Source organism: Deltaproteobacteria bacterium, from assembly GCA_019308995.1.
Lineage (GTDB): Bacteria > Desulfobacterota > Desulfarculia > Adiutricales > JAFDHD01 > JAFDHD01.
Window position 1 is genome coordinate 1 of the sequence record JAFDHD010000106.1, and the last position, 10,755, is coordinate 10,755.

The following is a 10,755-nucleotide window of genomic DNA, read 5'->3' on the forward strand; positions in this document are numbered from 1 at the left end:
GGGAATCATGGTCTCACCTTCGGGAGTACGAAGTATATGGCAGCGGCACGACCTGGAAACCTTCAAGAAAAGGCTGAAGCGCCTGGAGGAAAAAGCGGCCAAGGAGGGGATCGTCTTCATTGAAGTCTAGTTGGTGACTTTAAAGCGGGCTCAAAAGGAAAAGGAAAGCGATCCGAACGAGATTGAAACCCACCATCCCGGATACCTGGTCTCCCAAAATACCATGTACGTGGGGTATTTGAAGGGTGTGGGGCGCATTTATCAGCAGACAGTCATTGACACCTACTCGTCAGTGGGCTTCGCCAAACTTTACGAGACAAAGGTCCCAATTACAGCTGCGGACTGCCTTAATGGCCAGGCGCTTCCCTTCTTTGAGAACCACGAGGTCCAGGTCCAGGATGTCCGGTTTCCAGGATTTATAGGCGTTTAAGGCCTCTTCACCGTCTGTTTCAAAGCGCTTCTCAAAGACTTCATCGTCCAGCGCGTTGTCATAGAAGATCCGGGTCGTCTTGTCGTCTTCGGTGATCAGGATTTTAAGCTTGGACATCATGCCCTCCTTATATTTTCCCATGTTCCAGGGTCAAAATAATCCCTTCACCTGCAAACCTGCCCGAAAGGGGTGTAAAAATTAAATGGCGGGCCTCTCCTGATATGCGGCGGTCTTCAAGTGTCTGAGACATCTCGCTGGAGATAGTGGACGATATTTTTTCTTCGGCCTCGGCCCCAAAGTAATCCTTAAGGTTTTTGCCTATCTGGATGTCTTCACCCTCAACCGACAAGGATTGCGCTTCATTATTAATTAGGACAATCATGCCGTCAGGGCTGATGCCCATAATCGGTACGGGCAGGTCTGTCAGAATGGCCCGCGAGAGTTCCAGGGCCTGGTTTTGAATCTCAAGTTCCTTGGTTCTCTTTTGAACCATGTCTTCCAGGTTTTCATTCATTTTTTTCAACTGCTGGTTTTGTTCCAGGACTCTCTCGTGAAGCTGTTTATTGGATTGAATCAGGTCGTACTGCTGCAACGCCTGACGAACATCCATTATCAGGTTCTGATCATTCCACGGCTTTAAAATGAACTTGAAAATATGGCCCTGGTTGACGGATTCCATGATGGTGTCGAGGTCGGTAAAACCGGTCAGGACCATGCGAATCGTATCCGGATAATTTTCTCTGATCTCAGCCAGGAACTCGATGCCGCTCATAGTGGGCAGGCGATTGTCAGAGATCACGAGGTGCACGGGATTTTCCTGGAGGATCTTCAGGCCTTCCTCACCGGTCTCAGCCGTCAGAAAGCGGAAGTCTTCCCTCCTGAAGAGCCGCTTCAAGGAACGAAGGATGTTCTCTTCATCATCCACACATAAAACGGTATGCTTGTAGTCGTTCATTTTTTTCACCTTTTTTGCGGTTATTTCACGTCTTCCAAAAAGAAGGCGCAGGCCGATTCGATTTCATCTTCCAGGGCTGGAAACCAGTCTGAGACAGTGGTCAACTGCGGGTTCATAATCTTTGCCGCTTCAGGATGGACTTTTGAAAAAAGGTCAGCGTTCTCTAATCCCGTGCTTTTGGCGTTCACGATGATGTCGGCCACATGTACGATCACTAACAAATTAAAATTAGTAGCGTTTTCATTGAGGGCGTGGTGATAGGTGATGGTATCGGTCAGGGAGGCTGGCAGGTCCCATTTTTTTGTCAGATGCCCTCCGATCTGAGCGTGGGTGACGGGGGATGTCTTTTTTTCAGACTCATAAAAGGACAGGTTCTCCTCCTGTGTCAGCGCCCATATTTGGCCGAAAAGCTCTTTAAAATATTGGATCAAAACCACTTTCCCCACGTCGTGCAGAAGACCGGCCACAAAACAGTCGTCCGGGGGCTCGAGCCGGCTTTGTTCGGCCAGCCATCTGCTGGTCACGGCCACAGCCACGGAATGTTTCCAGAAATCCTTGATACTAAACCCTGGAAAGGTCTCCTTTCCCGAGAATGTGCCGATTACCGATATAGCGATGACAGCGTTTCGCACGGTGTTAAAGCCCAATAAAATCATAGCATGAGGGACGTTGGAGATATGAGACCGGACCCCGTAAAACGCGGAGTTGACCAGCCTTAAAATCTTGGAGACGATGGCCTGGTCCTTTTCTATGGTTTCACTCAACTCATTGATGGAGGTGTTATGGTCTTCCAGCATCCTGTTCACCTTGAGCGCCACGGTCGGCAGGGTGGGGATGTCTGAAATATCATCCAATTTTTTTAGAAACGTTTTTGTGTCCATGAAGCGCTCCTTTAAAATCAGTCCTTTGAATTAAACTCGACTTATTTAAAATGCTGATAGGTTTGACAACTCACACCTCACTTTTGATAGACATAGATGCGGTCAAGTACAGGGTCGGTTTTATCGAACTCTCTTAATTTACGAATATAGTTCTCGGTCAGGGTCGTGTTGTGAGGCAGGAGGAAGCGTCCGCTCGAGGCATAGAGCGGTCTTGTTAAGACCATGCCTTCCTTTAAACCGTCGAACGATATTTCTTTTTCTCCCGGGGGCGCCAGACCCTTGGTCTTTAAAAGGTTTAAAAAAACCTTTACAACATCAGGATCATATCGGGTAAAACTCTCTTTTTTCAGATGAAGAATCGCGGCCTCATTTAAGGCCTCCTCTTCTGTTAAACTTTTCTGGGTCATGCCGGTCGCCTTTGAAATCGCGCCAATGGCCTTGTCCAGGTCGGGTTTGAGGTTGACCATCCTGTCATAGGCGTCTGCTACGGCGATAATTTTCGCTCCTGTTGGTATGGCTTCCTCGGGCAGGTGATCCGGATAACCCTGGCCGTCGTTTCGTTCGTGATGAGCCCGAATTAATATCCCCACGTTGTCCAGTTTATTGATAAACCGAACCGTGGACTGTCCCTGCTCAGGATGGGTGCGAAAAAGGTCCTTCTCTTCCGGGCTCAATCTGTCCTCTTCTTGTTTCAAAAGCCTTGGACTGAAGCCAAGCTTGCCGATGTCATGCAGAAGGCCGGCGATTTCGATGTCAACGATCTCTTCCTCAGGCAGTTCAAGACTCTGGGCAATCTCACGCGAAAAAATGCTGACACGCCTTCCATGCCCGGCTAAATCAGGATTATGCATCTCCACCAGCGAGCCAAAAGCCCGGACAGTATTGTAAAGGCCTGTTTCGAGTTCCCTGTTTAACCCGGCCAGCTCTTTATTCTTGAGAACGATCTCCCTGGAACGCTCCTTTACCTTTTCTTCCAAATTTCTGTTGAGTTCGGCCAGCTCTTTATTCTGTTTTTTTGTCAGGGCCAAGAGCCGCTGGTTTTCCACTAGCAGTTCATACCGCTCAAGCTCTTCCCGGACCAGGCGCAGTAATTCCCCGTCATCCCAGGGCTTGGTAAGGTAGCGGTGAATCTCGCCCTTATTGACGGCGTCAATAATGGCGTTCATATCGGCGTGCCCGGTTAAAAGAATTCGGATGGCGTTGGGAAAGACCTCCTTGGCCTTTTCCAGGAATTCACTGCCAGTCATCTCTGGCATGCGCTGATCGGATATGATCAGGGAAAACGATTTCCCGGTTTCCTGGAGCAGCTTGAGTCCCTCCGCGCCGCTCGGCGCAGTGTGGATTTCATATTGCTCCTTGCGAAAGAGCCTCTGGAGCGATTTCGTTATGGACTCCTCATCATCCACAAAGAGAAGTCTATGCTTGTATTTTAGAGCCATGTTGACCCCCAAATGTTTTTTCATCTTGAATTTTAAAGAAGACTTCCAGGATTTCCGGATCAAACACCTGGCCGGAAAGCTCCCTCATTTCAATTAGCGCCTTTTCCTTTGGCCATGATTGTTTATAGGGTCGAGGGTGGGTCAAGGCGTCAAAGACATCGGCCACGGTCACGATTCTGGCAGATAAAGGGATGGCATTCCCTTCCAATCCATCGGGATATCCGGCGCCATCCCAGCTTTCGTGATGACTTCGGGCAATTTCACGCGCCGTTTTATAAAAAGCCTTGTCCCCTAAAATTTTTTCGCCGATGATAGTATGTGTCTTCATGACCGTCCATTCTTCTTCGTTCAGCGGGCCTGGCTTTCTCAGGATATTATCCGGGATGTGAATCTTGCCCACGTCATGCATGATGCTGAAAAAACTTATTTGCCTTGATTCCTCAACAGACATGCCGAGGCCTGTGCAGATATCACGAGTCAGGTCCTGAATCCGGTAGATATGTTCCCCGATATCGTCATCTCTGGCCTCAGCCGCTAAGCTCAGCATTACAATCCCTTCCTGAACCGCCTCCTCAAGCTCCATGGTTCTCTGGTGAACCAGGTCCTCAAGGTTTTCGTTGACAAGAATTAGCTGTTTGTTCTGCTCAGCAATCAATTTTTGAAGCCGCTTCTGTTCCAGGAGCAGGTTATAATGTTCAAAGGCCTTGGCAATTGTCCCTTTCAATTCATCGGACGACCATGGCTTGGTCAGGTAGGCGAAGATTTGCGAACGGATGATGGCCGCCCTGGCGTTTTCGAGACTGCCGTGGGCCGTAAGCAGGATGCTGACTACATCCGGTTTTTGTTTTTTGACCGTCTCGAGGAAAGTGACGCCATCCATGCCCGGCATCATCAGGTCAGACAGGACCACGCCAATGTCATGTTCGTTTATGAGGTCAAGGCCGGCTGAGCCTGAATGAGCCACATAGATGGCGTAGCCGTCAGGTCTGAACTCCCTTGTCAGGCTGCTGAGTATATTTGGCTCGTCATCCACAATTAGCAGGTTTTTATTCATCTGCCATTTACCATATCTCAAGGGAAGCTGGTATTGAGAACCGAATTATCCATCAGGAGCTATATCAGGCTTAGTTTGCAGGCTTATAGTAAAAGTTGTCCCTTTTCCCACTTCACTTTCCACCTCAATCGTGCCTTTATGCTGCTGGATAATGTTGTACGCGACATTCAATCCGAGGCCTGTGCCTTTGTTCACCTCCTTGGTCGTAAAAAACGGGTCGAATATCTTGGATAAAACCTGAGGCGATATACCTTTGCCTGTGTCGCTAATCCTGATCTCAACCTGCCCATTAGCGGCCCTGGTCGAAATTTTAATGGTGCCTTTTTTTTCGATAGCCTGGGCCGCATTGACCAAGATATTCATAAAAACCTGGTTCAAGCGCTGCGGATAACACATGACCAAAGGGATGTCACCAAGGTCTTTAATGACCTCTGCCTTGTATTTCAGCTCGTTCCAGACGATATTAAGGGTGCTTTCGATGCCCTGGTTGATATCAGCCTGTTCCAATTCTCCTTTGTCTATATGGGCAAAGTCCTTGAGGTCGGATACGATCTTTTCCACCCTTTTCGTGCCTTCAAGCGATTCCTCGATGACATTCTGATGGTCATCCTGGATAAAGTTAAGGTCAATCTCCTCCTTTATTTTTCTGACCTTTTCGAGAAGGCCCCGGATGGTTTCTTGCCCGCAATTCGCTATTCCCTTGCTTAGAGCTTCCTCTAAATATTCATACTGGTCTAGCAGTTTCCCTAAATCCTCCCGGTATTCGTTCATGGTCCCCAGGTTACTCTTGACGAACCCGACCGGATTGTTGATTTCATGGGCTACGCCTGCGGCCAGTTGTCCGATAGAGGCCATTTTTTCTGATTGCAAAAGCTGTGACTGGGTATTTTGAAGATCGGCCAGGGTTTTTTTCAATTCAGCGGTTCGTTCTTCGACCATCTTTTCAAGATTCTGGCTGTAGTTTTTTAGCTGCTGTTCAGCTTCTATCTTCTCGGTAATATCACTGGCATAACAGACCAAGGCGTTTTTACCATCATACAGTGTCCTCCCGGTGCTGATCTCGACAGGTATTTTTTTCCCTTTTTTATTGACGCCCCAGAATTGATAAGTTGATCGCAGATTATCTTCAGCCGGTCTTTCCGTGTATAATTTCCAAACTTTTTCGTAACTGTCAGGATGGATGATATCCTTTAAAGTCATTTGAAGAAGCTCTTCTCGGGTGTATCCAGATAGGTCAGCCACACCCTGATTAACATACTTGAAGACTCCTTTTCGCTCGCCCTCGTTCTGAATCACAGCGATACTGATTTTTGCCTTCGAGGCGGTGGCGATCAGGGTTCGATATCTTTCTTCGGATGATTCCAATTCTGCTGCGGCTGCTTTTAAGTTTGTTATCATCTGATTAAAGGCCTGGCCGAGAAGCCCGACTTCGTCTTTTGATTTGACCGTCACAGTTTGATCCAGGTTGCCGCGCGATATAATCCTGGCCGACTCGGCCAGGCTGACAATGGGTCGGGAAATTGACTTGGAGAGGAAGAATGAGGCAATGACTGCCAGTAAAAGGATGAGGCTGCCCCAGGCCAGATTACGAACGATTAAGGCCCTGGTGGCCTGTCTGACCGACTGAAGGGACAGCCCCAGCACGACGTACCATCTTTCCTTTCCTATAGTGACAGGGCGCACCAGGAGTATGCCCTTTTCTTGTCGCTCCGGGAAAAAATGATTATCGAGCAGGGTTTCCTTATCAAAAAGGAGAGAGGCATCGAGTTTATCTCCATAATAGGCCTTATCATTAGCCAGATAGACCTCGCCGTCAGGCTTGACCACCTTGGCGAAAATCACCTCTTTTTTCTCACCCAGGGTGATTTCATGAAGCATCTTCTCCACAAAAGCCCAGTTTAGGGACCAGAAGGCGCTCTCAGTGCTGGAGGCAATATGGCTGACCATGTGTGTGCCTGTATGAACCAGTCCTTCGGTCAAGACCCTGGACTCGAGCCTGACGGCCAGATAGGTGCTTATCCCCACCGCGATAAAGACCACCAGCACTACACTGAGCATTAACTTGTGGAAGATGGAAATCTTAGCTTTTAATTCCACTTCCTCATTTTTATGCCTCATGGGACTGATCCCTTTAATCTAATCAGGCTAGACATCAACCCTTACGCCGAACTTTAAATCCAGGACCCTGGTTTGAGGGGCCTGTTTGCCCACCTGTTTCCTGAAGCCGTCGCTGGTCTGAACCAGGACCGGGAAGGTGCCATAGTGCTCCGGGATGACAATCTTTGGCCTGATGAGTTTGCAGGCAAAAGCCGCTTCATCAGGCCCCATGGTAAACACCCCGCCGATGGGCAGGATGGCTATGTCGGGCCTGTAAAAATCTCCAATAATGCTTTTCATGTCCCCCATCAAGGAAGTATCCCCGGAGTGATAAATCTTGAGACCGTTTTCAAATTCCATGATATAGCCCACGGCCTCTCCCACGAAATGGTTGGTCCCTTTAAATCCGGTCAGCTGTGCCCCGGCCGAATGAAAGGCCTCGACCATGGTGACCTTGACGCCGTCAAAATCTGCGGTGGCCCCTTTATTGCCCAGGGTAAAGGTCTGGCAGTTGGCCTCCGGGATCTCGGACTTGATGAAAAAGCTGAGTTCCCATGGAGCCACGACCTTTGGCTTGTATTCGGCAATAACGGCCTTGGCGTCACTCAACATGAAGTGATCCACGTGACCGTGCGTCCAGAGGATCAGGTCCACTGCGCTGAATCCCCCTTTTTTCCTGTACTTGCTGGGACATTTCGGGTTAGTGCTTATCCACGGGTCAAAAAGAATCTTTTTCCCTTGGCAGGAAGTAAACAGAAAACTGCCATGACCCAGCCATTCAACGCCGACCTTACCATCGCCAATGGGCTTCTTTTCAGCTCCATAGGCGGTGTCGTTCTTCAGAAAGCTGTAAAGACCGGCCGCTCCAATGAGAGCGCCTAAACCCTTGAAAAAATCCCTTCTTAAAATCGTCATTTTTTCCTCCTTTTCCCTTACTTTAGGTCGTAATTTATAATATGTGGCGCATATTAAATAATAAAATAAGTTAAAGAATTAGTCAATGAATTTCGTAGGTTATCCTTTCAAGGCTTAATGGGAACTACCTGTGACCGCCACGACAACTAAAAGAGCGGCTACATAAGCTGTTTTTGTTCATGCATCTTCTTCAACAGGGATTCTGATGGTAAAGGTGGTTCCTTTGCCCACCTCGCTTGCCACATCAATTGTGCCTTTGTGTTTTTGAATAATGTTGTGGGCCACGTTCAGGCCCAGGCCTGTGCCTTTGTTCACCTCCTTGGTCGTAAAAAACGGGTCGAATATCTTGGAGAGGCTTTCTTTGGGAATGCCTGATCCTGTATCGCTAATTTCAATCTCGATTGCCCCGTCAAGGGCCCGCGTCACGATCCTGATCTCCCCCTTCTTTTCTATGGCCTGGGCCGCGTTAACCAGCAGGTTCATGAAGACCTGATTAAGCTGCTGAGGGTAGCACTCTATATAAGGCAGATCTCCATACTCTTTGGTGACAGTGGCTTTATATTTGAGTTCATTCCAGACAACGTTCAGGGTTGATTCAAGGCATTTATTAATATCGGCGGACTCTAACTTATCCTTGCCTGGATGGGCGAAGTTCTTCAGATCACTTACAATTCGCCTGATCCTCTCGGTTCCCTCCTGGCTTTCCTTAATCAGGTTCGAGGCGTCGTCTAAGATAAAGTCAATGTCAATTTCAGTTTCGAGCGCGTCAAGGGCCTTGATCTGTTCTGAAAATACAGCCAGAGATTTCTCTTTCTCCATGAAGTCCTTCAGGCCTGTCATAAGGTCCCTGTATTGCCCGATGAGCCTGTTAACATCCTCCTGGTAGTCGGCCATGGCGTTCAGGTTGCTGCTTACGAAGCCGGTGGGGTTGTTCATTTCATGGGCCACGCCGGCGGCAAGCTGCCCGATGGAGGCCATCTTTTCAGACTGTATTATCTGGGCCTGAGTCTCTTTTAGCCTAATTACCGTCTGCTCCAATTCCTCATTGCTCTTGTGAAGCGCGGCTGTCCGCTCTGAGACAAGATGCTCCAGTCTTTCGCGGTAATCCCGGTTGTCAATTTCGAGCCGGCGGCGGTGCAAGGCGTTGCTGACACTGATGAGCACCATATTTGGATGAAACGGTTTAATAATGTATCCATAGACGCCTATTTCCAGGGTAGCCTCTGCAATCGAGGGATCGTCCACGACCGTGACCATGAGCGCGGCTGTATCCTCATGCTCGGCCAGGACGTACTGGATGAAGTCCAGCCCTGACTCTCCGGGCATCTTGATATCGGAAAGGACCAGTTCGAAATTCTGCTCTTTTAAACACTCGCGGGCTTCGGCGGCGTTGGCGGCCAGAGTACAGTCGTAACCATTTTTAGCGAGTATTTCCCCAAGCAGGCGCCGGATCGGCTCTTCATCGTCCACGATCAGGATTCTAGCCATTGTTTTCCTCCTGTAAGTGCCTCACAGCCCTGCCTGCCATCCAAACCTTTGTTCTTTAAAAAGCGTCAGGCAGGTGTCCGCTACCACAGGGTCGTAAAGGAAACCTTTTTTTTCCGAGATTTCCTCCAGGGCCTTATCCTCACCCAGGGCCGGCCGGTAAGGCCGGTGAGAGGCCATGGCCTCAACAACATCAGCCACGGCCAGGATACGCGCTTCGAGCAGAATTTCTTTACCGGGCAGTCCTTGCGGATATCCGGAGCCATCCATTCTTTCGTGATGCTGAAGCACGATTGGCGCAACCTCCCATGGAAAATCTATCCCCTTCAGTATGTTGTAACTAACCTGTGAGTGATTCTTGATAAGGCTGAATTCCGCTTCGGATAACCGGCCGGGTTTATTGAGAATCTCAAAGGGTACAGATATCTTGCCGATATCATGAAGCAGCCCGGCTATGCGGATGCCGTCAATCTGCTCGGCTGGAAGGTCCATCTGATCTGCCATGGCACAGGCTAGCTGGGTCACGCGCCGTTGATGGCCCGAAGTATAGGGGTCCTTTATTTCGACCGTTGAGGTCAAAGCATGGACCGTTTGCTCTAAGGTTTTTTGCAATTTCTCGAAACTTTCTTGAAGCTCCTCAGCGGCCTGATTCCGCTCGGCCAAGAGAGCACGCTCTCTCAGAACGCGCTTTAATCTGACCAATAACTCCCTGGGAGTCACCGGTTTTTGCACGAAGTCACTTGCACCACTCTCCACGGCTTTCTCATAGGTCAAATCTTCCACAAAGCCGGTCATGACAATCACGTCAGAGTCGGATTCTTCTTTGACCCTCCTCATCAATTCAATGCCATCAAGGCCTGGCATTTTAACATCGGTTATGATTACATCCGCGCTATTCTTCTCCAGGATTTTAAGGGCTTCTTCACCGCTGCTGGCAGCCGAACATTCATAACCAATACCCTTGATCGTCTGATAGATTAATTTCCTGATGGCCTCATCGTCATCAACTACTATAATATGAGGGGAATCGGTTTCGCTTTCGTTTCGTTGCTTCATGTCTCTCTCCTATGATGGTTTGTCTACTCCAATTTCAGTTTTAGCATGCTTTCTCTGCTCATGTGTCCTTTTCATTATCTTGAGCCAGCACCTGCCGAATGATCCTGGCTAGCTGGTTTATGACGACCGGCTTCATGATCAGGGCCCTGACGCCCATCTCTTTTATCTTTTCGGCCGTGAGGCGTTCACTGAATCCGGTGCACAGGATAACCGGGATATCGGGCCGTATGCTCAGGAGTTCCTGGGCCAGCTTTTCGCCTGTCATCTGAGGCATGGTCTGGTCGGTGATCACCAGGTCAAATCCCTCAGGCTCTGCCTTAAAGACCTCAAGGGCTTCAAGACTGCTCGTTTTAGCCGTGACCTTATAGCCGAGGCGTTCAAGCAGTTGTGTGCCTGTGTCAACCAAGGCCTCCTCATCGTCCACGAAAAGGACCCTCTCATAG

11 protein-coding genes are annotated in these 10,755 nt (G+C 49.1%); 1 reads left to right on the plus strand and 10 read right to left on the minus strand.

From position 1 onward, the window contains the following. Positions 1-130 (plus strand): IS481 family transposase (locus JRI95_14010; protein MBW2062659.1); only part of this gene is annotated, 130 nt, incomplete at its 5' end. A 159-nt stretch (positions 131-289) separates the two neighbouring features. Here JRI95_14010 and JRI95_14015 read toward each other — a convergent pair. From JRI95_14015 to JRI95_14060, 10 genes are all read right to left on the minus strand, one after another. Then, positions 290-550: a hypothetical protein gene (locus tag JRI95_14015; protein ID MBW2062660.1), complete on the minus strand. Its 261-nt coding sequence runs from the start codon at positions 548-550 to the stop codon at positions 290-292. A gap of 7 nt (positions 551-557) precedes the next feature. Continuing rightward, positions 558-1,385 (minus strand): response regulator, encoded by an 828-nt coding sequence (locus tag JRI95_14020; GenBank protein ID MBW2062661.1) that lies wholly within the window; start codon positions 1,383-1,385, stop codon positions 558-560. 20 nt (positions 1,386-1,405) lie between these two features. After that, positions 1,406-2,266 carry an HDOD domain-containing protein gene (locus JRI95_14025; GenBank protein MBW2062662.1) on the minus strand — a complete coding sequence of 287 codons (861 nt, stop codon included), beginning with the start codon at positions 2,264-2,266 and terminating at the stop codon, positions 1,406-1,408. A 77-nt stretch (positions 2,267-2,343) separates the two neighbouring features. Beyond that, a complete protein-coding gene (locus JRI95_14030) occupies positions 2,344-3,705 on the minus strand; it encodes a response regulator (GenBank protein ID MBW2062663.1) in 1,362 nt (453 codons plus the stop codon). Then, positions 3,683-4,759: a response regulator gene (locus JRI95_14035; protein ID MBW2062664.1), complete on the minus strand. Its 1,077-nt coding sequence runs from the start codon at positions 4,757-4,759 to the stop codon at positions 3,683-3,685. The genes JRI95_14030 and JRI95_14035 overlap by 23 nt, the downstream gene beginning before the upstream one ends. A gap of 45 nt (positions 4,760-4,804) precedes the next feature. Next, positions 4,805-6,877, minus strand: coding sequence for a PAS domain S-box protein (locus JRI95_14040; GenBank protein MBW2062665.1), 2,073 nt, complete (start codon positions 6,875-6,877; stop codon positions 4,805-4,807). A 27-nt stretch (positions 6,878-6,904) separates the two neighbouring features. Next, positions 6,905-7,771, minus strand: a complete 867-nt coding sequence (locus JRI95_14045) for a metal-dependent hydrolase (protein MBW2062666.1) — start codon at positions 7,769-7,771, stop codon at positions 6,905-6,907. A 177-nt stretch (positions 7,772-7,948) separates the two neighbouring features. Beyond that, the gene (locus tag JRI95_14050; protein ID MBW2062667.1) at positions 7,949-9,259 is read right to left on the minus strand and encodes a response regulator; all 1,311 of its coding nucleotides are present in this window, start codon (positions 9,257-9,259) and stop codon (positions 7,949-7,951) included. A 21-nt stretch (positions 9,260-9,280) separates the two neighbouring features. After that, a complete protein-coding gene (locus JRI95_14055) occupies positions 9,281-10,312 on the minus strand; it encodes a response regulator (GenBank protein MBW2062668.1) in 1,032 nt (343 codons plus the stop codon). A gap of 58 nt (positions 10,313-10,370) precedes the next feature. Then, a partial coding sequence (locus JRI95_14060) for a response regulator (protein ID MBW2062669.1) occupies positions 10,371-10,755 on the minus strand: 385 nt, incomplete at its 5' end.

What these genes read in the sequence shown, in the direction of transcription:
- JRI95_14015 (MBW2062660.1), bottom strand. Translation starts at nt 550, where the DNA reads ATGATGTCCAAGCTTAAAATCCTGATCACCGAAGACGACAAGACGACC.
- JRI95_14020 (MBW2062661.1), bottom strand. Translation starts at nt 1,385, where the DNA reads ATGAACGACTACAAGCATACCGTTTTATGTGTGGATGATGAAGAGAAC.
- JRI95_14025 (MBW2062662.1), bottom strand. Translation starts at nt 2,266, where the DNA reads ATGGACACAAAAACGTTTCTAAAAAAATTGGATGATATTTCAGACATC.
- JRI95_14030 (MBW2062663.1), bottom strand. Translation starts at nt 3,705, where the DNA reads ATGGCTCTAAAATACAAGCATAGACTTCTCTTTGTGGATGATGAGGAG.
- JRI95_14035 (MBW2062664.1), bottom strand. Translation starts at nt 4,759, where the DNA reads ATGAATAAAAACCTGCTAATTGTGGATGACGAGCCAAATATACTCAGC.
- JRI95_14040 (MBW2062665.1), bottom strand. Translation starts at nt 6,877, where the DNA reads ATGAGGCATAAAAATGAGGAAGTGGAATTAAAAGCTAAGATTTCCATC.
- JRI95_14045 (MBW2062666.1), bottom strand. Translation starts at nt 7,771, where the DNA reads ATGACGATTTTAAGAAGGGATTTTTTCAAGGGTTTAGGCGCTCTCATT.
- JRI95_14050 (MBW2062667.1), bottom strand. Translation starts at nt 9,259, where the DNA reads ATGGCTAGAATCCTGATCGTGGACGATGAAGAGCCGATCCGGCGCCTG.
- JRI95_14055 (MBW2062668.1), bottom strand. Translation starts at nt 10,312, where the DNA reads ATGAAGCAACGAAACGAAAGCGAAACCGATTCCCCTCATATTATAGTA.